The organism is Amycolatopsis sp. NPDC050768, from assembly GCF_040654155.1.
GTDB lineage: Bacteria > Actinomycetota > Actinomycetes > Mycobacteriales > Pseudonocardiaceae > Amycolatopsis.
This window is the reverse complement of record NZ_JBFAHL010000007.1, coordinates 217324-238248: the sequence shown is the minus strand read 5'-3', so window position 1 is coordinate 238248 and position 20925 is coordinate 217324. Positions and strand designations below refer to the sequence as shown.

Here is a 20925-nt window from a genome sequence, read left to right as displayed (position 1 = left end):
GAACCCCTTTCCCCTACCCGCCGGCCAGCCTAGTCGGCTCCGGAACATCGAAGACGCCGTGCCGCGTGAGCAGCCCCGCCAGCCAGCCCATCGCCGCCGCCAGCAGAATCGGCGGCAACAGGTCGAGCCCGCTGAGCTCGACCGCCAGCACGACGGCCGTCGCCGGTGCCCTCGACGCCGCGGCCAGGCACGCGGCCATCCCCGCCGCGGCGCCGCCCGCGATGGGCAGTGCCGAGCCCACCGTCGCCCCGACGAACAACGCGGGCCCGATCGTCCCGACCACCCCGCCCGCCCCGACGGTCACGCCCGTCGCGACGACCTTCACCACCGCCAGCACCAGCAACACACTCAGGCCGCCCGCCGCGGCCCCCGGCTGCCCGACGCCGGCGACACCGGGCACCGCGAACACGAGCAGCCCGACGGCCACCCCGCAGACAACAGCGCGGACCCAGCCAGAGCAGGCCCAGTGAACGAGAGTCCCGAGCCGGTCCGGCCGAGCAGCACCCACCGCGGCACGAGCATCGCCAGAACAAGAGCCACCGGCGACAACTCCAGGTCGGCCCGGGCCATCAGCCTCGCCCACCCGGTCCTCGTCGGCAACGAGACGCCGCGAGCCGGCCACCCCGCGAACCCACCCGGACCAAGCCCCACCGACGTACAACGACCACGCCAGCACCACACCGAACAGCCCCGCCACCACACCACCGAACGGAGACCCGCCCACCGCGACATCCGGCAGCCGCAGCGGTTCGCCCGGCAGCACCCAGCCCGTCAGCGCACCCGCGGCCGAGCCGATCGCCACCGCGACGAGCTCCGCCCCGCCGAGGCCCTCGACGAGCACCTCCGCCACGAGCACCACGCCCGCCAGCGGCGCGCCGAACGAAGCCGCCACCCCGCCCGCCACGGCGGCAGCCGCGACGGGACGCACCGAAGCAGGAGGCAGCCGCACCGCGCGAGCCAAAGCCGACCCCAGCGCCGCCGAGATGTGGACGACCGGGCCTTCCGCGCCACCCGAACCGCCGGAGCCGAGCATCGCGCCGGACGCCAGCGCCTTGGCGCCCGCGACCCGTCCGCGCAGGGGCGAGCCCGCGAACGCCTGGCGCACCTGCGGAATCCCGCCGCCACCGGCGTCCGGTACGAAGCGCACCACCGCCACGCACAGCAGCGCTCCGGCGACCGGCGCGAGCACGACGACGGCGGGCGGCGCACCGGCCACCAGCGACCGGAGCGCGCCCACCGTCTGTCCGAACGCAACAGCCGCGACCCCGGCGACCGCGCCGGCCAGAGCGGCCGCGAGGAGCAGCGGGCCCGAGCGCACCCGTCAGGCCGCGTTCAGGCGCTGGTGCAGCTCGTACGAAGCCCGCTCGACGTGGTTGTGCACGAGCTTGCCGTCTTCGATCTCCCACACGGCGGTGCCACTGAAGGAGATGGGCCGACCGTCCGGTTCGGACCCGAGCACACCGTTGTTGCGCCCGTGCACGTGCCACCGCGAGGCGACGCGGCTGCCGTCGTGGTTCTCGAACGTTTCGACGATCTCCAGCTCCAGGTCGTGCACCTGCTCGAGGAACGCGCCGATCCAGGCCTTGAAGTTCTCGCGGCCCTCGATGCGCACGCCCGCGTTGGTGATCACAAAGTCCTCGACCACGAAATCGTCGGCCGCTTCCGGGTTGTGCGCGTTCCAGACTTCGTTCCAGAACGATTCGACCAGCTCCGCCGAGTTCGGCATGGTGACCTCCAGAGTCATGTTTGACATTGCTGTCAAAGATAGCTCCGCAACGGCGGCACCGGGCCTGTTTGCGAGCAGCACCACACCGACGTGGCTAGCCGGCGAAGGCGTCGTCGAACCGGTAGCCGTCCAGCAGCTCCCGTGCGGCCACCAGGTACTGGATCGTGGGCGTGCCCTCCTCCAGCCAGTTGAGGCGCGCGTCGCGATACAACCGCTCGATCGGGTACTTGCGCGTGTAGCCGATGCCGCCGTGCACCAGCAGCGCCCGGTCGGTGACTCGCCCGACGGCCTCCAGCCCGAACTGCTTCAGCAGCGACGACTCGGCCGGGATCCGCTTGCCGGCGTCCCACTTGGCCCCGGCGTCGGCCAGCATGCCGCGCAGCGCGTACACGTCGGCCGCCATCTCCGCGAGGTAGCGCTGGATCGCCTGCCGCGACGCGATCGGCTTGCCGAACGTCACCCGTTCCTGCGAGTACTTCACCGAAAGCTCGAGCGCCCGCGTCGCCGTGCCGAGCGAAGACGCCGCGATGAACACCCGGCTGACCTCCAGCGCCCGCTCCAGGTGCGCACCGCCCTCACCTTCGGCGCCGACCAGCGAAGACGCGGGCACCCGCACGTCGGTGAACGTCAGCTCGCCGTGCTCGGCACCCTTGCAACCCATGGTCTCCGGCAGCGGCGCGATGGTGAACCCGGGCGCGTCCCGCGGCACGAGGAGGGCGGAAACGTCCACATCGGACGTCTTCGCGAACACCAGGAAGTGCGAGGCGATGTCGGAGTTGGTGATGAGCCACTTGCGCCCGTTCAGCACGTACTCGTCACCTTCGCGACGCGCCACAGTGGACAGATCGGCGCCAGTCCCGTTGCCGGGTTCGGTGAGCGCGAACGCCAGGGACTTCTCCCCCGTCGCCGCGCCCGGCAGGATCTCGTTCTTCTGTGCGGTGCTCCCGATCTCCGACAACGCGTGGGCGAACGAGTTGTGGACGTGCACGATCGCGCGGATCCCGCCCTGGATCTTGGCGAATTCGGCGAGGATCGGCAGGTACTGCGCGATCGACAGGCCGGAGCCGCCATACTCGCGCGGGACGATCAGGCCGAACGCGCCGCAGGCGCGCAGCGCCGGCAGCACGATGTCGTAGGGAATCTTCTCGGTGTCCTCGATCCGGTGCTCCAGCGGGTCGAGCTCCTCCCAGATCGTGGCGAAGACGGCGTCGCGCAGCTTGCGGTAGTCGTCGGCGGGCAGGCCAGTGCTCATCGGTTCCTCCTCGATTTCACGGTCTTGGATTTCACAGTCTTGGATTTCGCAGTCCTGGATCTCACAACGTCCAGCCGCCGTCGGCGGCGAGTACCGTGCCCGTGCAGAACGTGGCGTCTTCGGCGAGGAACACCGCGGCGCGGGCGATCTCCTCGACGGTGCCGAAGCGGCCGAGCACGGTGGCGTCGGCGATCTTCCGCCGCGCGCCGTCGGGGATCGCGGCGGTCAGGTCGGTCTCCACGAACCCGGGCGCCAGCACGTTCACGCGCACCCCTTGGGGCGCAAGCTCTTTCGCGAGCGATCGGGCGAAGCCCACCGCAGCGGCCTTCACACTCGCGTACGCGGTGTCACCGGGGAAGCCGACCGTTCCGACGGCGGACCCGACGAGCACGACGCTGGGGTTCGCGCCCTCGGCCAGCCACGGGATCGCCGCGCGCACCAGCGCGGCCGTGCTGCGCAAGTTCTCCTCGATCACGCGCCACCAGTCGCCGAGGTCGACGCGGGCGAGCTTGCCGCCCTGCCACACCGCGGCGTTGAGCACGAGCGAGTCGAGCCGGCCCCAGTGCCGGGCGACCTGCTCGACGAGCGCTTCGGCCGTATCGGGCACCGCGAGGTCGAAAGCCACGGGCAGCACCCGGCCGGGCGCGTCCGCGGCCAGCTTCCCGACGCGGTCCCCGCCGGAGCGATACGTGCCGGCGACCCGGAGCCCCCGGTCGAGCAGCTGCCGCGCGATGCCCTCGCCGATCCCCCGCGAAGCACCGGTGACCAGCGCGACTCTGGTGTCTTCTGCATTCATGGAATGATTGTACCGATCGGTCTGTACGGATAAGTGTGACGAAAGTCAGAGCCGCTCGACGATCATGGCGTTGGCCATGCCGCCCCACTCGCACATCGTCTGCAGCCCGAACCGGGCGCCGCGGTGTTCGAGCGCGCCGACGAGCGTGGTCAGGATCCGGGCACCGCTCGCGCCCAGCGGGTGGCCGAGCGCGATCGCTCCCCCGTGGACGTTGAGGCGCTCCGGCTCCACTTCGGTCTCGCGCTGCCAGGCCAGCGGCACCGGCGCGAACGCCTCGTTTACCTCGAACAGGTCGATGTCGCCGACGGTCAGCCTGGCCCGCGCGAGCACCGCGTGGGTGGCGGGCACCACGCCCATGAGCATGAGGATCGGGTCGTCTCCGACCACGGCCGTCGCGTGGATCCGGGCACGCGGGGTGAGCCCCAAAGCGTCAGCCTTGGCCGCACTCATCAACAGCACGCCGGCCGCGCCGTCGGAGAGCGGAGACGAGTTGCCCGGCGTGATCTTCCAGTCGATCTCGGGAAAGCGGCTCGCGGCGGCTTCGTCCACGAAGGACGGTCGCAGGCCGGCAAGGCCGTCCACCGTGGTCGACGGGCGGACGGTCTCGTCGGCCGTGAGCCCCGGCGCTTCGGCGACCGTGACCAGGTCCGGCGCGAACAAGGCCTGCGATTCGGCAGCACGACGGTGGGATTGCGCGGAAAACGCGTCCAGATCGTCGCGACCGAGCCCCCACCGCGCGCAGATCAGCTCGGCGGAGATCCCCTGCCCGACGAGCCCGCCGGGAAACCGCTCGGCCACGCGCGAGCCGAGGTGGTCGGCGTCCTGGGTGTCGGAGTGCATCGGCACGCGCGACATCGACTCCACGCCGCACGCGATCACGACGTCGGCCGCGCCGGCCTGGATCGCGTGCGCTGCGAAGTGCACGGCCTGCTGGCTCGAGCCACACTGCCGGTCGACCGTGGTCGCGGGCACCGACAGCGGCAACCCGGCGGCGAGCACGGCACTGCGGGCCGGGTTCACGGCCTGCTCTCCCGCTTTGGTCACGCAGCCGGCGATCACGTCGTCGACGAGCGCGGGGTCCAGGTCGTTGCGCGCGACGAGGCCGGCGAGAACGTCGGCCAGCAGGTGCACAGGGTGGACGTGCGAGAGCGCGCCGCCCCGCTTCCCCTTGCCGACAGGGGTGCGCAGCACATCGACGACCACCGCGTCGCGTGGTGAAGTCATGGGTCCTCCCGGTGTCCGGCGCTGGAATCACCGAGGACAATACCTGTATGGACCGGTCGGTACAAGAAATTGGGCACAAGACCGACCGTGACGGAAATTCGATCAGGAAAACGCGAGCCGAACTTGAGCGGAGCGCGCCCGGGTCAGGCGCGGATGCCCTCGATCAACGCGTCGAGGAACATGTCGGCGACCTCGTCCGGCGTCAGCTCACCGTCGGGCTCGTACCAGAGGTAGGTGTAGTTGAGCATGCCGAGGATGCCCTTCACCAGCAGGCGCGGGGTCTGGCGCAGCACCTTGGCGCGCACGCCGTTGTCCAGCGCCTGGCGCCAGTAGCCCTCATAGCGCTCGCGCGCGGTGATCACGTGGTCGCGCCACTCGCCGGTCAGCGCCGTGTACTCGCGGAAGAACACCGCCCACTCCGAGCGGTGCTCGGCGATGTTGCGCAGCAGCCCGCGGGCCATGCGCCGCAGCAGCTCCTCGGCGGCGAGGTCCTCGTCGAGCAGCTGCTCGGCGTAGGCGTTCATGGAGTCGACCTGCTCTTTGCTGATCGAGTAGAGCACGGCCTCTTTGCTGCCGATGTAGTGGTACAGCGCGCCCCGCCCGAGACCCGCGGCGGTGCCGAGCTCGGCGATCCCGGTGCCGTGGTAACCGTTCCGCGCGAACAGCTCGGCCGCGATGCCGATCACGCGTGCCCGGTTCGCCTCGAATCCCGTCACCGTCATCTCGCCGACGCCCGCCTTCACCCCTCGTGGACCGAACGTTCCAAGGATATCCGCCGGAGGCCCCGTCCCGACGCGAGGGCGAGGTCCCGGCAGGTCGACCAGCCGCGCGGGCGCAGTCTCACTTCTTCTGCCGACGGCTCCCGCCGTGCCAGTCCTCCTGCTTGCCGGCTTCGCCCGCGCTGACGCCGAAGGCCGGCAGCTGCGGCTGCTCGCGCAGGCTGCGCTTGAGCTCGGCGAAACCCGGGAAACGCGACAGCGCCACGACGTGGTCCCACAGCTCGACCGCCTCGTCGTCAGAGGGCAGCCGGCTGATCACCGGGCCGAACAGCGCGGTGCCGCGCGGCGGCTCGAAGTGCAGGATCGGCGTGCCGACGTCCTTGCCCGTCAGCGTCAGGGCGACGTCGGTCTCCGCCTGGATCACGGCGTCCCAGGTGTCGTCCTCGAGCGCGTCGGCGTACTCGTGCGGAAGCCCGCAGGCGTCGAGTGCCATGGTCGCGAGGTCGCGCACGCCTCGGTGCACCGCGGCGGCCGTGCCACCGGGGACGGCGTCCTGCTCGAACGTCTCCTGCCCCAGCTTCTCGTAGAAGGCGCCGATCGGCTCGGGTCCGTGGTCGCGGCGGATCCGCGCGGCCACGCGCAGCAGCTTCAGCCCCGACGTGTGCGACTCCTCGTACTCCGGCGGGAAGTGCGCTGCGTAGTCGATGTGCGAGTTGAGCAGGCGCAACGAGATGAACCGCCACTCGACGTCGTACTGCTTCAGCCGCGCGACGGTGCGCACCCACTTGCTCGTCATCCAGGCGAAGGGGCAGACGGGGTCGAAGTAGAAGTGCAGATCGGGGTCGCTCATGCGGTGAGCGTACCGGTGCTTGGACCGATCGATCCAGATCACACGGCTGCGTCGCGCGTCTCTCCGCTGCCACTGAACCAGCGACCCTTGTTTATACCGATCGGTACAAGCATAATCGCCAACCAGGAGAAGTGCTCGGACCGATCGGTCCAACGACCGTGTTCGGCGAAGGAGGTTGGGCGACGATGCTCGACGGGACAGCCACGGCAACACCCGGCGCGGACGGGCTGGTGCACCGGCCGGTCTGCGCGCGGGTCACGATCGCGGAGCTCTACGAACGGGCCTACCGCCAGTTCGGCTCACGCGTCGCCGTGCGCGACGGCGACACCGCGCTCACCTACCGCGAGCTCGGCGACCGCGTGCACCGCGTCGCCGGTGGGCTCACCGCGCTGGGCTTGCGCCGAGGTGACCGCGGTGTGCTGTTGTTGGCGAACGGACTCGAGTTCTTCGAATCCGAACACGCCCTGTTCGCAAGCGGACTCGTGCGCACCGCGCTCAGCACCAGGCTGCACGTGCGCGAAGTCGTCCACATCCTCAACGACTGCGCCGCGTCCGTCGTGTTCGCCGATGCCGCGTGGGCCGGGCAGCTCGCCGGGATCCGCGCCGAACTCCCCCACCTCCGGTACGTCGTCGCGGTCGCGGCCGGCCCGGGCGACACCACACTGGACGAACTGCGCGCGGCCGAACCCGCTCGACCGGTGAAGCCCGACGCCGGCGACCCCGCGGCGATCCTCTACACGAGCGGCACGACCGGCCTGCCGAAAGGCGCCACGCTCAGCCACGCCGCCTGGGCGGCCATGGTGCGCAACGAACTCCTCGAGCTGCCACCGGCGGCCGACGACGATCTCGTACTGCACGTCGCGCCGCTGAGCCACCTGAGCGGATACGTGGCGCCGGCGTACTTCGTGCGCGGCGCCACACACCTCACCTGCGCCAAGTTCGACCCCGCAGTGGTGCTGGAACTGATCGAATCCCACCACGTGACCATCCTCCCGATGGTGCCGACGATGCTGAACCTGCTCGTCCTCTCCGCCGAGCAGCGGCCCGGCGACTACTCCTCCCTGCACACCGTGGTGTACGCCGGTTCGCCGATCGCCCCGGACCGGCTCGCCCGCGCCCGTGCGGAGTTCGGCGACGTGTTCGTGCAGTTCTACGGGCTGAGCGAGCTGCCGATCCCGATCGCGTGCCTCTCGGCGCGAGACCACGCGTTCGACCCAGCCGGCGGGATCCCGGCGCGGCTGGGGTCGGCGGGCCGGGTCAGCCCGTTCGTGGAGGTCAAGCTCGTCGACGACACCGGCGCCGAAGTCGGCCACGGCGAGATCGGCGAGATCACCGTGCGCGGTGACCAGACGATGATGGGCTACTGGCACCTGCCCGACGCGACGGCCGCGATCCTCGGTCCGGACGGGTGGGCCGGCACCGGCGACCTCGGCCGGTTCGACGACGAGGGTTACCTGTACCTGGTGGACCGCAAGAAGGACATGGTGGTCACCGGCGGGTTCAACGTCTACCCGACGGAGATCGAGAACGTGGTGTCGACCGTCGCCGGAGTCTCGGAGGTCGCCGTGGTCGGCGTGCCCGACGAGACGTGGGGCGAGGCGCTGAAGGCGATCGTGGTGGTGCGCGCCGGGTTCACGGTGACGGCGGACGATGTGATCGCCATGTGCGCGCAACACCTGGCCGGCTACAAGAAGCCCCGCTCGGTCGAGTTCGTCGACGAGCTGCCGAAGACCGGTTCGGGCAAGATCATGCGGCGCCGCCTGCGAGACCGGTACTGGGCGGACAGCGCCCGCAAGGTCGGCGGCTGACCACAGTGGACGGCATGGCCGGACCACACCGTCCCCCGGGACTGTCCACGGCGGAAGGCCGGTACCCGTCCGGGCACCGGCCTTCCGCGTATCGCGTCGGTCAGGCGTTCTGCCAGCCCTTGCGCAGCCCTTCCCGGTCGACGCGAGTGCCTTCGAGGTACACGTCGGCGATACGGCGGGTCGCGGTGATGTCCTCCAGCGGATCCTCGTCCAGGACAACGAAGTCCGCCCGCTTGCCCACCGTGAGCGAACCGCGGTCGGCCAGCCCCAGCAGCTCGGCCGACACCTCCGTGGCCAGCCGCAGCGCCGCCAGCGGCGACAACCCGGCCGCCACCAGAGCCTCCAGCTCACGGTGCTCGGCGAAGCCGATGATCTGCGCGAGCAGGCCCGTGTCGGCGGAGAACACCAGCCGCACGCCCGCGTCGGCCAGGGCGACGAGCGTCTTCTCCATGCCGCGGTAGGCCGCGCCGGTGTCGAACAGCGGTTCCGGCGCCTTCTCGCGGATCGTCGCGCGCAAGGTCTCCACCGCGTCGCGCGGGAGGATGTCCGCGAACGCGGGCTCGTCCAGCCAGTCCTCGCCCGGCGGGCGCTGGATGGCCATCGACGTGAACACCGCGACGTTGTTGTCCTTGAGCAGCGCGATGAGCTCGTCGTCGGTGCCCGTGCGCGGCAGGTGCGCGATGATGTCGGCACCCGCGCGGATGACGGCCTTCGCCTCCTCGAGCGTGTAGATGTGCGCGGCGACGGTGATGCCGTGGGCGTGCGCCTCGTCGATCACGGCCTCGTAGATCTCCGGGCCGAGCTTCTCCTTGGTGCCGTGGCGGCTGTCGAGCCAGAACTTCACGGCATCGACCCGCTTCTCGGCCAGGCCGCGCACGAACGCGCGCACCTCGTCGGGGCCGGTCGCCTCGTGCACAGCGTCGGCGGCGAAGAACGGCCCGCCATTGGTGTCGCCCGGGGTCGGCGCGACGATTCCGGCGCCCGCCGTGAACAGCTGCGCGACGTCACGCTCGCCGAGGGCGCCGGCGCGCTGGTCGTCGCGGACGGCGAGCTCGGTGTCGTCGCGGTCGGTGCCGAGCGACTGGAACGTGCTGACGCCGTAGTACGCGAGCCGGTGCAGGTGGTCGACGACGTTGGCGCGCGAGTAGAAGCTCGCGTCCGACGTGGTGCCGCGCATGTACCCGATGTGGCCGTGCGGGTTCACGATCGCGGGGATCACCGTCTTGCCGCGCAAGGAAACCACTGCGCCTTCCGCCACAGTGCCTTCCACCACGGTGCCTTCCGCCACGATGTCCGCCGCCGCGCCGACCTGCCGGATCACCCCGTCGCGAACGACCAGCGCCGCGTCGTCGAGCACCTGCTCGCCGGTGATCAGGCGCGCTCCCGTGTAGACGGTCTCGCCGCTCACGCCGGCGCCTCCTGTCCGCTCGCGTACCGCGCACTGCGCTTTTCGTACTCGTCGTAGCCCATGGCGGCTTCGAACGCGTGCTGCTCGGTGACGAGGTGCTTCACCGCGGCCACGTCGTTGCGTTCCCGCAGCGCGTCGAGCACCGCCGCGACGTTCTTCGACGCGGCCCCGATCACCGTGTACCACAACAGAACCACGTCGGCACCGGCCTCGCCGTACTGCGCGATCGTGCTCGACGGTTCGTCCGAACCCGGCACGTCGAGCAGATCCCCGGGCACCATCACGGGCACCGGGATCCGGTCCCGCACGCGCTTGAGGTCGGTCGCCGGGATGGCGGGCGCGAACACCATGTCCGCACCGGCCGCGGCGTAGGCCTCGAGCCGGCGCACGCAGCCTTCGAGGTCGTGCTCGACCCACGCCGCGTCGGAGCGGGCGATCACGAGAAAGTCGGGATCGGTGCGGGCGTCGACCGCCGCGCGCACCTTGTTCGCCATCTGCTCCACCGAAAGCAGCCCGGCGGGCATCGACGTGTGCTTGCCACCCAGGTTGTCCTCGATGTGCACGCCGGCAACGCCCGCGTCCTCGAAGACCTTCACGGCGCGCCAGACGTTCGGGGCGTCGTAGAAACCGTTCTCCGCGTCGGCGAGCACGGGGACGCCGACGGCGTCGACGACGCGGCGCGCCTGCTCGGCGATCTCGTTCAAGGTGAGGAGCCCGACGTCGGGCAGCCCGAACGCCGACGCGGCGGCGGCGAAACTGCCCAGGTAGGTCGCGGGGTAACCGGCTTTTTCGACGAGGCGGGCGCTGAAGGCGTCGTACGCTCCTGGCAGCACCAGCGGCCCGGGTCCGGCGAGGAGGGCTTTGAACGCCTTCCTGCGCTCGTGCGGTGTGTTCGGCATGGAACTTCCTTCTCGTCAGACGAGGAAATCGCGGTAGCGGCGCAACCGCTTGCGGGCGGTTTTCATGTTGTGGCGCTTGAGCTCTTCGGCCCGGACGGCGTCACCGCGCACGAGGGCTTCGATGATGTCGCGGTGCTCGGCGAGGCTCTCCTCCATCCGGCCCGGGGTCATGAGGATCCGGCGCCGCAGCAGGTGCGCCTGGTCCTGGATGCCGGCGAGGGTCTCGGCGAGGAAATCCTGCTCCGCCAAGCGGATCACGGTGTCGCGGTAGGAGTCGATGGCCGCGAGGAACGTCTCGAGGTCACCGCTGGCGGCCGCGTCGTCGAGCCGGCTGGGCGCGAAAAGCTCCTGCAGCGCCTTCCAGTCCTGCTGTTCGGCCTGCTGTGCCGCGAGCCGCGCGGCTAGGCCTTCCATCACCTCGAGGACGTCGTAGATCTCCTCCAGGCGGCCGAAGTCGACCTTTGCCACGACCGTGCCGACGTTGGGGATCCGCTCCACCAGCTTGCGCGACTCGAGCGCGAGCAGGGCCGATCGGACGGCGTTGCGGGTGGTGCCGAGCTCGGCGGCCAGCTTCACTTCCGGCAGCCGGCTGCCCGGCGTGAAGTCCCCGCGCAACAGCCGCTCCCGCAGGTGCAGCTCGACCTCTTCGCTCTTCATGGCCGTCCCTTCGTGCTGCCACCCAGGATACGAGCGTGTCGCCTGGATTGTCAACAATGCAAGCGCCACTATTGTCGCGTGGCTCTGGTCACGCTCGCTAGGGTGGAGCCGTGACGATCTTGGTGCGCAAGTCCGGACCGGCGGACCGACCGGCGGTCCTCGCGCTGCTCGACGGCGCCCGCGGACTCGACCTGACCCCTGAAGAACGCGCCGCGCAGGGCTTCGTGCAGGGCAGCTTCGACGAGGAAAAGCTCTCCGGGTTCGACACCACCACCGGCGTCTACCTCGCCGAGGACGACGGCGAACCGGCCGGCGTCGCCCTGACGTCACCGGCGGACTCGGCCGGCGACGGCCCGCCCGGGCGCACCGTCGAGGTCGCGCGCGCCGCGGGCCTGACCGAAGGCGTGTTCCTCTACGGCCCCGTCACGGTCGCGCCGGCCCACCGCGGCCAGGGCGTGGTGCGGCTGCTGCTCGCCGCCGTGGCCGAACACCTCGCCGACCACACCGCGGGCGTGCTGTTCGTCGAACGCGCCAACGAGAAGTCGCTGGCCGTCCACACGCACGTCGGCATGAAACACGTCGGCGACTTCACGCACGCGGGCCGGGAGTACGCGGTCTTCTCGTTCACTCCGGCGCAGTTCCGCGCCTGACGCGCTCGCTCAGCCACTGCTCGAACTCGGCGGCGACGATGCGCTCGTCGTGCACCCCGGCCGCCTCGGCCGAGGCCAGCCACACGATGGGCGGCCCCATCACCTCCGGCTCCAGGAAGCGGTGGCCGGCCGGCGCGTCCGGCAGCATCCCCGTGACGGTAGCGCCGCCGGGCAGCAGCAGGTTCACCGTGACGCCGGTGCCGCGCAGGTCCGCCGCCATCACTCGCGACAGCGACTCGCTGCCCGCGCGCGACGGGCCGTACGGCACGAACCCGGCCCTGCTCATGGTCGTCTCGCTCACCGCGATGTTCACGATCCGTCCGCCACCCGCGGCCAGCATCCGCGGCGTGACCTCGCGCGCCACGAGGAAGTAGCCCGTCAGATTCGTCTCGACCACCTGGCGGAAAACCTCGACCGGGACTTCCCAGAACCCCCGCGGCTCGGTCATGAACCGCGGGTTGACCGTGCGCATGCCGAGCCCGGCGTTGTTCACCAGCAGGTCGAGCCCACCGAGCCGCGACCACGTCTCCTCGACGGCGCGCGCCACCGACGTCTCGTCGCGCACGTCCAGCTCGACCCCGAACGCCCCCGGCAGCTCGGCGGCGACCTCGCGCGCCCGCTGCCCCGACCGTCCGCTCACCGCGACGCGCGCCCCGGCTCCGGCGAGCGCGGTCGCCATGGCGAGTCCGAGGCCACTGGTCGCGCCCGTCACTAGCACCTTCGTTTCCATCGCACCGACGCTAGGAGCTGGTGCGCGCTCCAGGTCAAGCGGGCAGCGGCCGAAGTGGTCGCCGAACACCGTCCTAAGAGGACAGGCCTCAGCAGGCGCAGCGGATCGTGAACTCCTTCTCTTGCCCCTCCAGCGTCATGACGTGCGCGTTGAGGTTCGCCCGCACGCTCCCCCGGATCTCGTTGTCGACGCGGTACAGGTCGGTCACCAGCGCTTCCCAGTCCCGGCCGCCGTCGGCCGCCCACTGGAACGGCAGCCGGCGCAGCGACCACTCGTCGGCCGGGTCCACGGCGGCGCCGGTCTCCACCGCGGCGCGGACGATGGCGCGTTGCTGCTCGGCCTCGCGGGGCCGGCCGCACGGACAGCCGAGTGGGAAGTCGAGGAACGTCGCACGAGGGGCTTTGACCGCCGAAGCCGCGCGGTGCAGCGTGGTGAGGCTGGTGGTCGGCAGGCCACGACGTTCGATCGCGCGCGCCAGGACCCCGCCGGCGACGTGGCACTGCGGGCAGAACGGCACGAGGTCCACACCCATCGCGGCGAACTCGTCGACGATCCTCGGCGCGGTCTCCGTGGCGAGCTCGTCGTACTGCGAGATCGAGCCGACCATGGACACCGCGTGGTCGGCGTAGCGGCCGATCACGCCCGCGCGCTCGAGGTCGAGCATCGTGTCGCGCGGATACGCGACGTTCGGGTCGGCCAGCGCGAACGCGCGGATCGGCGTCATGTGCGCGAACAGCACGTCCGACAGGTCCCGCTCGCGCGGCAGCAGGCGGTAGGACAGGTCGCTGCGCTGCTCCAGGCGCTTCTGGTCCGGGTAGTAGGCGCCGCACGTGACGAGCAGCCCGACGGTCGCGTCGGCCGGCGGTTTGCGCAGCGGGGTGAGCTCCGGCGCGCCGAACCCCGCCACGTTCGCGTCGAAGTCGTAGGTCCGGGAGTCAGCCTGGGTGGTCATGGGTGATCCGTTCCTTCCTCGTGGTCGGTCAAGATCAAGGCTACGCCAGATATTCGAATATTAATTATATGTTCGAATAATGACCTGAACGGACGAGCGTGGCCACCCCGGCTCCGGGCTCGAACATTCGTAGGATGGGCAGGTGCCCGACAAGGAGACCCGCAACGAGCGCGTGTACCTGAGCCTGCGCGAGGAGATCCTCTCCGGCGCGCGCGAACCGGGCTCGCCGCTGCGCACGGCGGAGCTGTGCAAACGCTTCGAGTGCAGCGTCGGCGTCGCGCGCGAGAGCCTGCTGCGCCTCGCCGAGCGCGACCTGGTGCAGGAGCGGCCGATGCAGGGCTTCCGCGTCGCGGCCCTGTCGGAGGCAGACCTTCGGGACCTCACCGAGGCCCGGCTGGAGATCGAGACGCTCGCGTTGAAACATTCGGTGCGCGAGGGCGACGCGGCGTGGGAGGCGCACGTGGTCGGCGCGCACCACCTGCTGCTCGTCACCCCGCGCGCGGACGACCCGCAGCCCTCCGTCGCCGCCGGCAAGGCCCACGGCGCGTTCCACACCGCACTGCTCGAAGGCTGCCGCAACCAGCGCATCCTCGCGATGGCCTACCGGCTGCGCGACAAGGGCGAGCTCTACCGCCGCTGGTCCGTCGCGGAGCCGGCCGGCGAGCGCGACGTCGACGCCGAGCACCGCGGCCTGCTCGACGCCGTGCTCGCCCGCGACGCCGACCTCGCGGCCGACCGCCTCGCCGCCCACCTCAAGACGACCCACGACGTGCTCGTGAAGGGCCTCTGACGCGCGTCCACTGTGGCCGGTCCACGCACCGTCCACACCCGGGGACACACCGTTGCGAGGGTGAACCGAGCAGGAATCGAGAAGCGCTCACGCGGGCGTCGCGGTTAGCGTCGAAGACACGCACTCGAACCGCTCGAACCTACGAACCCCGGGAGCCACCATGTCCGCCACGCAGGGCATCAAGACCGTGTTGCACTCCGTCTCCGACCTGAGCAAGGCCAAGGAGGTCTACACCGCGCTGCTCGGGATCGCGCCACAGGCCGACAGCGAGTACTACGTCGGCTTCGACACCGCCGGCCAGCACATCGGCCTCGTGCCGAACGGCGGTCCGCAGGCCTCGCCCTCGCCCGTGGCCTACTGGCACGTCGACGACATCGAGGCGAAGCTGGCCGAGGTGACCGCGGCGGGCGCCGTGGTGCGGGAGCAGCCGAAGAACGTCGGCGGCGGGCGCCTCGTCGCCACCTTCACCGACCCGGACGGCAACGTGCTGGGCCTGGTCCAGGACCGCTGAGCCGCCGCCCGCTCCGGGTGAGCGGGCATCCGACCGGCCACGAGCACCCCGGTCGAGCTGGTTGAATCGACGCCAGCCGCTCCACCGACCCCGTCGACGCCGCACGCGCGGCCCCCGTCCCAGCAGAGGGAGACCCGATGACCAAGGCCACGGCGAAGGCCCAGCCCTCGTCCGCGCCGCAGGGCGCCGACAGCCACGACATGATCCGTGTGCACGGCGCGCGCGTGAACAACCTCAAGGACGTCAGCGTCGAGCTCCCGAAACGCCGCCTGACCGTGTTCACCGGCGTGTCCGGCTCGGGCAAGAGCTCGCTGGTTTTCGGCACGATCGCCGCGGAGTCGCAGCGGCTGATCAACGAGACCTACAGCGCCTTCGTGCAGGGCTTCATGCCCACGCTCGCCCGGCCCGACGTCGACGTGCTCGAAGGCCTCACCACGGCGATCATCGTGGACCAGGAGCGGATGGGCGCCGACCCGCGGTCCACTGTGGGCACGGCGACCGACGCCAACGCGATGCTGCGGATCCTCTTCAGCCGCCTCGGCAAGCCGTACATCGGTTCGCCGCAAGCGTTTTCCTTCAACGTCGCCTCGATCAGCGGCGGCGGCGCGGTGACTTTCGAACGCGCCGGGCGGACGGTGAAGGAGCGCCGCAGCTTCAGCATCACCGGCGGCATGTGCCCGCGGTGCGAGGGCCGCGGCAAGGTCAACGACATCGACCTCACCGCGCTCTACGACGAGAACAAGTCGCTCAACGAAGGCGCCATCACCATCCCCGGCTACAGCATGGAGGGCTGGTACGGCCGCATCTTCCGCGGCAGCGGCTTCTTCGACCCGGACAAGCCGATCAAGAAGTTCACGAAAAAACAGCTGAACGACCTGGTGTACAAGGAACCGACGAAGATCAAGGTCGAGGGCATCAACCTCACCTACTCGGGCCTCGTGCCCGCGATCCAGAAGTCGTTCCTGTCCAAGGACGTCGACGCGATGCAGCCGCACATCCGCGCGTTCGTGGAGCGAGCGGTCACCTTCACCACCTGCCCGGAGTGCGAAGGCACGCGCCTGTCGGCGGAAGCGCGCTCGTCGAAGATCGGCGAGCTCTCCATCGCCGACGCGTGCGCCCTGCAGATCAGCGACCTCGCCGAGTGGGTGAGCGGACTGAAGGAACCGTCGGTCGCTCCCCTGCTGACGTCGCTGCGGCACACGCTCGACTCGTTCGTCGAGATCGGGCTGGGCTACCTCTCGCTCGACCGGCCGTCGGGCACCCTCTCGGGCGGCGAAGCGCAGCGCACCAAGATGATCCGCCACCTCGGGTCGTCGCTGACCGACGTGACCTACGTGTTCGACGAGCCGAGCATCGGCCTGCACCCGCACGACATCCAGCGCATGAACGGCCTGCTGCGGCAGCTGCGGGACAAGGGCAACACGGTGCTCGTCGTGGAGCACAAGCCGGAGACGATCGCGATCGGCGACCACGTCGTCGACCTCGGCCCCGACGCGGGCAGCGGCGGCGGCGAGGTCGTGTACGAGGGCAGCGTCGAGGGCCTGCGCAAGTCCGGCACCCGCACCGGGCGTCACCTCGACGACCGCGCGAAGGTCAAGCCATCGGTGCGCACGCCGTCGGGCGCGCTCGAGGTGCGCGGCGCGAGCACGCACAACCTGCAAGACGTGGACGTCGACATCCCGCTCGGCGTGCTCGTGGTCGTCACGGGCGTGGCGGGTTCGGGCAAGAGCTCACTCATCCACGGCTCGGTCTCCGGCGGCGACGACGTGGTGACCGTGGACCAGGCTGCGATCCGCGGCTCGCGGCGCAGCAACCCGGCCACCTACACCGGCCTGCTGGAGCCGATCCGCAAGGCTTTCGCGAAGGCCAACGGCGTGAAGCCGGCCCTGTTCAGCGCCAACTCCGAGGGCGCGTGCCCGAACTGCAACGGCGCGGGCGTCGTCTACACCGACCTCGCGATGATGGCCGGCGTCGCCACGCCGTGCGAGGTGTGCGAGGGCAAGCGGTTCCAGGCCGAGGTGCTGGAGTACCACCTGGGCGGGCGCGACATCAGCGAGGTGCTCACGATGTCGGTGGCCGAGGCCGAGGAGTTCTTCGGCGACGGCGAGGCGAAACTCCCTGCGGCGCACAAGATCCTGCAGCGCCTGGCCGACGTCGGGCTCGGCTACCTCACGCTCGGCCAGCCGCTCACCACACTCTCGGGCGGCGAGCGCCAGCGGATCAAGCTGGCCACGAACATGGGCGCCGACGGCGGCGTCTACGTGCTCGACGAGCCGACCGCCGGCCTGCATCTGGCCGACGTCGAACAGCTGCTGGGCCTGCTGGACCGGCTCGTCGAGGCCGGCAAGTCCGTGATCGTCATCGAGCACCACCAGGCCGTGATGGCCCACGCCGACTGGATCATCGACCTCGGCCCCGGCGCCGGCCACGACGGCGGGCGCGTCGTGTTCGAGGGCACGCCGGCCGACCTCGTCGCGAAGCGCGCGACACTGACCGGCGAGCACCTGGCGGACTACGTCGGCGCCTGATCCACGCGGCTCAGGAACCCCTCGACAGCGCGGGGGCTCCTGAGCCGGTGCACGGTGGCGTGCTTGGCGTGCTCGGCGAGGGCGGCATCGACGACAGGCAGCGCGCGGCGGCGGTAGGTGACGAGCCAGTGCCAGAAGGCCCGGTTCTCCTTTCCGCGGCGCAGCGCTCGCCAGGCGCAGCGCCAGAGCGGGAAGTCGAGCACCACGACGGTGTCGGCCTTTTCGAGGCGGGGTTTCAGCACGTCGTACGGACCGAGGTCACCGTCGAGGATCCAGCGCGACTCGCCGGCCAGCTGTTCCTGGACCTCGGCCCACCGCTCGGCCGGCATCGGGGCGAGGTCCGGCAGCCAGAACAGCGCGTCGAGCTCCACAACGGGCAGGTCGAGGGCGGCGCCGAGGCGCGTGGCGAACGTCGACTTGCCCGCGCCACCACGGCCGAGGAGGACGACCCGCCGCACGGCAGCGCGTCAGTCCGTGGGCAGCGCGGCGGTCAGCTTGCCGGGGTTGAGCATCCAGAGGATCTTGTCGATGCCGTCTTCCGTGGAGGTGAAGCTGATGACGCCGTACACGGCGCCGTCGCGGCTGAGCACCGCGGCGAGCTCGCCGTTGACCTGGGTGAAGACGATGTCGGCGTCCGTCCAGAAGAACGGCTGGTACGCGCGGATGACCTTCGCGAGCGTGGCCGGGCCGAAGATCGCCGAGCGCGCGGCCCGGGCGACGCCGCCGCCGTCGGAGTAGCTCACCACGTCGGAGGCGAAGAGCTGCTCCAGCGCCGGCAGGTCTCCGGCCTGCGCGGCGGCGAGGAACGCGGCGAGCAGCTTCTTCCGCTCCGCCTCGCTCACGGGCTTGCGCTTCTCCGCCGCGAGGTGCTTGCGGGCGCGGCTCACGTACTGGCGTGCCGTGACCTCGGTGGTCTGGATGATCTCGGCGATCTGCGAGTACGGGTAGTCGAACGCCTCCCGCAGCACGTACGCGGCGCGCTCGGTCGGCGTGAGCTTCTCCAGCAGCATCAGCACGGCGACCTCCAGCGCGGCGGCGCGCTCGGCGCCGAGCTGCGGGTCGGCCGTCGTGTCGACGGGCTCGGGCAGCCAGGGCCCGATGTAGGTCTCGCGCCGCGCGTACGCGGTGCGCGTGGCGTTGATCGCCTGGCGCGTGGTCGTGGTCGCGAGGTAGGCGGCCGGGTTCTCGACCACCGAGCGGTCGGCCTTCTGCCAGCGCAGCCACACCTCCTGCAGCACGTCCTCCGCGTCGGCCGCGCTGCCGAGCATGCGGTACGCGATGCCGAACAGCCGCGGGCGCACCTGCGCGAAGACCTCGGCCGCATCGTCGAGAGTGGCGCTTCCGCTCTCTTCCATACCCCCGGCAGCCCTTCCGACGACGTGTGCGACTGACGAAGCCAGCTTACGCCGAGCCCGGAACCGGCCGGTGATCATCCACCGCGATGACCGCTGTGACGTGGTGCTACTTTGCCGGACCGGCTGTCTGTCCACAGTGGAGCATTCCACGATCGAGTGACAGAAGGCTCGCGAAGTGTCCACACCGGAGGCACGATGATCACGGACCTGCCAGTGACAGGATCGGAGCCGGAATGCGAACAGTGCCGGGAAACGACCGTGGCGGCCGATGGCGGCGGTCTTTGCTGATCGTCGCCGGGGTGCTGGTGCCGGGAGGGCTGCTGACGGCGCCCGCCTCGGCTGCTCCGGCAGCCGACTACTCACTCGCCGGAGACACCTACGCGGGCGCGCAGATCGCGGCGCACGAAGGGGTGCACGGGGGTCCTGACCTGGCCCGGGCCGACGTCGACCAGACGCTCGGCCACGACGTGAGCGGGCACACGGGCGCCGTCGACTGGAAGGCCGCGAGCGGGTCGGGCGCGCGGTTCACCTACGTCAAGGCGACGGAGGGCACGGGGTTCGTCAACCCGCAGTTCGGCGGGCAGTACGACGGCGCGCACGCCGCCGGGATCGTCCGCGGCGCCTACCACTTCGCGCGGCCCGACGTGTCCGGCGGCGCGGAGCAGGCCGAGTACTTCATCGCGCACGGCGGGGCCTGGCGTGGGGACGGCAAAACGCTGCCAGGCGCGCTCGACATCGAGTACAACCCGTACGGCGATGCCTGTTACGGCAAGAGCCCGGCCGACATGACCAACTGGATCGCCGACTTCACGCGCACCTACCTCGCGAAGGAAGGCCGCAGCGCACTGATCTACACGTCCACCACGTGGTGGAAACTCTGTACCGGCAACACGAACCGCTTCGGCGACACGGATCCGCTGTGGCTCGCGCGCTACGCACCGCAGATCGGCGAGCTGCCGGCGGGCTGGGACAAGCAGAGCATCTGGCAGTTCTCCCGCACCGGCGGCCTGCCGGGCGACCAGAACTACTACAACGGCCCGTTCAACCGGGTCCAGGCGCTGGCGAGCGGGCCGTCCGCCGCGGCCTGACCCCGGCGCGAAAGCGGCGCGCGAGCACCTCGAACGCCTCCGCCAGCTCGGGCGGTCCGACGACCTCCAGGTCCGCGTCGAACCGCCCGAAGGCGGCGGCCAGGGCGGCCCACGACCACGAGCCCAGCTCCAGGCGGCACCGGTCCGGGCCGGCCTCCTCGACGACGGCGTCCCCGGCGTAGCGCGACACCGCGGCGGCGGGCAGGTCGAGGAGCACCGAGCCGCGACAGGGCCAGCCGCTGGCGGAGCCCTGGAACCGGCTGGTCACGAAGGCGGCGACGCTGCCGCCGGGCAGCTCGCGCGGGGTGAACCGCGGGCCGGTCGGAGTGCGGGGCGTGAGGCGGTCGGCGCGGAAGACGCGCCAGTCGCCGCGGTCGAGGTCCCAGGCCACGAGGTACCAGAGGCCGCCGCGGGCGACGAGGTGGTGCGGTTCGACGCACCGCGGCGCGGGGCCGGACGGGTAGTCGAAGCGCAGCACCTCGCTCGCGTGGACGGCGGCGCCCAGCGCGGCGAGGACGTCACCGCCGACCTGCGGACCCGGCCGGGCCAGCGCGGTCACGCGGACGCTGTCGATCCGGTGCCGCAGCCGGGCGGGCATCACCTGGCGCACCGTCGTCAACGCCCGCGCGGCCGCTTCCTCGATGCCCGCGCCGGCGGTGGTCGCCAGCTGCAGGGCGACGGCGAGCGCGACGGCCTGCTCGTCGTCGAACAGCAGCGGTGGCAGCTGCGCGCCGGCATCGAGGCGGTAGCCGCCGTCGGGTCCTTTGGTCGCGACGATCGGATATCCCAGCTCCCGCAGGCGATCGACGTCACGGCGGACGGTGCGCGGGCTGATGGCGAGCCGCTCGGCCAGCGCCGCGCCCGGCCAGTCGCGGCGCGCCTGCAGCAGCGAGAGCAACGCCAGGAGGCGGGCGGAAGTCTTCGGCACGGTTTCATCTTGACGGAAGAAGCGGCCACTTCCTGTCCGCTACCCCTGCGACGA

General features: G+C 71.0%; 21 protein-coding genes. 6 read left to right on the top strand and 15 right to left on the bottom strand.

Annotated elements, in window-relative coordinates; all coding sequences use genetic code 11:
* Window positions 1-13: 13 nt before the first annotated feature.
* From AB0H62_RS22265 to AB0H62_RS22235, 7 genes are all read right to left on the bottom strand, one after another.
* Window positions 14-1318, bottom strand: a complete 1305-nt coding sequence (locus tag AB0H62_RS22265; RefSeq protein ID WP_360587844.1) for a chloride channel protein — start codon at window positions 1316-1318, stop codon at window positions 14-16.
* Window positions 1319-1321: 3 nt separating this feature from the next.
* Window positions 1322-1753 carry a nuclear transport factor 2 family protein gene (locus tag AB0H62_RS22260; RefSeq protein ID WP_255637827.1) on the bottom strand — a complete coding sequence of 144 codons (432 nt, stop codon included), beginning with the start codon at window positions 1751-1753 and terminating at the stop codon, window positions 1322-1324.
* Between the two features lie 67 nt (window positions 1754-1820).
* On the bottom strand, window positions 1821-2978 hold the full coding sequence (locus AB0H62_RS22255; protein WP_360587842.1) for an acyl-CoA dehydrogenase family protein: 1158 nt from the start codon (window positions 2976-2978) through the stop codon (window positions 1821-1823).
* Window positions 2979-3039: 61 nt separating this feature from the next.
* On the bottom strand, window positions 3040-3774 hold the full coding sequence (locus tag AB0H62_RS22250; protein ID WP_220239437.1) for an SDR family oxidoreductase: 735 nt from the start codon (window positions 3772-3774) through the stop codon (window positions 3040-3042).
* 45 nt (window positions 3775-3819) lie between these two features.
* On the bottom strand, window positions 3820-4998 hold the full coding sequence (locus AB0H62_RS22245; RefSeq protein ID WP_360587839.1) for a thiolase family protein: 1179 nt from the start codon (window positions 4996-4998) through the stop codon (window positions 3820-3822).
* 143 nt (window positions 4999-5141) lie between these two features.
* Window positions 5142-5720, bottom strand: coding sequence for a TetR/AcrR family transcriptional regulator (locus AB0H62_RS22240; protein WP_220239435.1), 579 nt, complete (start codon window positions 5718-5720; stop codon window positions 5142-5144).
* A gap of 118 nt (window positions 5721-5838) precedes the next feature.
* Window positions 5839-6567, bottom strand: a complete 729-nt coding sequence (locus tag AB0H62_RS22235; RefSeq protein WP_354874439.1) for a DsbA family protein — start codon at window positions 6565-6567, stop codon at window positions 5839-5841.
* 185 nt (window positions 6568-6752) lie between these two features.
* On the opposite strand from AB0H62_RS22235, the gene AB0H62_RS22230 reads away from it, so the two are divergent.
* Entirely contained in the window at window positions 6753-8375 is a 1623-nt protein-coding gene (locus AB0H62_RS22230) for an AMP-binding protein (protein WP_220239433.1), read from the top strand.
* Window positions 8376-8475: 100 nt separating this feature from the next.
* Here the strand turns inward: AB0H62_RS22230 and AB0H62_RS22225 are convergent, their stop codons facing one another.
* The 3 genes from AB0H62_RS22225 to AB0H62_RS22215 are packed head-to-tail and all read right to left on the bottom strand — an operon-like array spanning window position 8476 to window position 11339.
* On the bottom strand, window positions 8476-9783 hold the full coding sequence (locus tag AB0H62_RS22225; protein WP_360587837.1) for an amidohydrolase family protein: 1308 nt from the start codon (window positions 9781-9783) through the stop codon (window positions 8476-8478).
* Window positions 9780-10682 carry an isocitrate lyase/PEP mutase family protein gene (locus AB0H62_RS22220; RefSeq protein ID WP_360587835.1) on the bottom strand — a complete coding sequence of 301 codons (903 nt, stop codon included), beginning with the start codon at window positions 10680-10682 and terminating at the stop codon, window positions 9780-9782. Before AB0H62_RS22220 ends, AB0H62_RS22225 begins: the two co-directional genes overlap by 4 nt.
* A 15-nt stretch (window positions 10683-10697) precedes the next feature.
* The gene (locus AB0H62_RS22215) at window positions 10698-11339 is read right to left on the bottom strand and encodes a GntR family transcriptional regulator (protein WP_220239430.1); all 642 of its coding nucleotides are present in this window, start codon (window positions 11337-11339) and stop codon (window positions 10698-10700) included.
* 110 nt (window positions 11340-11449) lie between these two features.
* Here AB0H62_RS22215 and AB0H62_RS22210 point away from each other — a divergent pair, with 110 nt between their 5' ends.
* On the top strand, window positions 11450-11989 hold the full coding sequence (locus AB0H62_RS22210; RefSeq protein WP_360587832.1) for a GNAT family N-acetyltransferase: 540 nt from the start codon (window positions 11450-11452) through the stop codon (window positions 11987-11989).
* Here AB0H62_RS22210 and AB0H62_RS22205 read toward each other — a convergent pair.
* Entirely contained in the window at window positions 11964-12719 is a 756-nt protein-coding gene (locus AB0H62_RS22205) for an SDR family oxidoreductase (RefSeq protein ID WP_360587830.1), read from the bottom strand. The genes AB0H62_RS22210 and AB0H62_RS22205 overlap by 26 nt on opposite strands.
* A gap of 88 nt (window positions 12720-12807) precedes the next feature.
* Window positions 12808-13671: a hypothetical protein gene (locus tag AB0H62_RS22200; RefSeq protein WP_360587828.1), complete on the bottom strand. Its 864-nt coding sequence runs from the start codon at window positions 13669-13671 to the stop codon at window positions 12808-12810.
* Window positions 13672-13813: 142 nt separating this feature from the next.
* Here AB0H62_RS22200 and AB0H62_RS22195 point away from each other — a divergent pair, with 142 nt between their 5' ends.
* The 3 genes from AB0H62_RS22195 (at window position 13814) to AB0H62_RS22185 (ending at window position 17500) form a co-directional block, all read left to right on the top strand.
* Window positions 13814-14461 carry a GntR family transcriptional regulator gene (locus AB0H62_RS22195; protein WP_220239426.1) on the top strand — a complete coding sequence of 216 codons (648 nt, stop codon included), beginning with the start codon at window positions 13814-13816 and terminating at the stop codon, window positions 14459-14461.
* Window positions 14462-14621: 160 nt separating this feature from the next.
* On the top strand, window positions 14622-14972 hold the full coding sequence (locus tag AB0H62_RS22190; protein WP_220239425.1) for a VOC family protein: 351 nt from the start codon (window positions 14622-14624) through the stop codon (window positions 14970-14972).
* A 137-nt stretch (window positions 14973-15109) separates the two neighbouring features.
* Window positions 15110-17500: an excinuclease ABC subunit UvrA gene (locus AB0H62_RS22185; protein ID WP_360587826.1), complete on the top strand. Its 2391-nt coding sequence runs from the start codon at window positions 15110-15112 to the stop codon at window positions 17498-17500.
* Here AB0H62_RS22185 and AB0H62_RS22180 read toward each other — a convergent pair.
* The gene (locus AB0H62_RS22180; protein ID WP_360587824.1) at window positions 17485-17958 is read right to left on the bottom strand and encodes a DNA topology modulation protein FlaR; all 474 of its coding nucleotides are present in this window, start codon (window positions 17956-17958) and stop codon (window positions 17485-17487) included. The two genes, AB0H62_RS22185 and AB0H62_RS22180, sit on opposite strands and share 16 nt — an antisense overlap.
* A gap of 9 nt (window positions 17959-17967) precedes the next feature.
* Window positions 17968-18855 (bottom strand): RNA polymerase sigma-70 factor, encoded by an 888-nt coding sequence (locus tag AB0H62_RS22175; protein WP_360587822.1) that lies wholly within the window; start codon window positions 18853-18855, stop codon window positions 17968-17970.
* Window positions 18856-19088: 233 nt separating this feature from the next.
* Here AB0H62_RS22175 and AB0H62_RS22170 point away from each other — a divergent pair, with 233 nt between their 5' ends.
* Entirely contained in the window at window positions 19089-19943 is an 855-nt protein-coding gene (locus tag AB0H62_RS22170; protein WP_220239421.1) for a lysozyme, read from the top strand.
* Here AB0H62_RS22170 and AB0H62_RS22165 read toward each other — a convergent pair.
* The gene (locus AB0H62_RS22165) at window positions 19897-20871 is read right to left on the bottom strand and encodes a WYL domain-containing protein (RefSeq protein WP_360587820.1); all 975 of its coding nucleotides are present in this window, start codon (window positions 20869-20871) and stop codon (window positions 19897-19899) included. The genes AB0H62_RS22170 and AB0H62_RS22165 overlap by 47 nt on opposite strands.
* Window positions 20872-20925 lie beyond the last annotated feature (54 nt).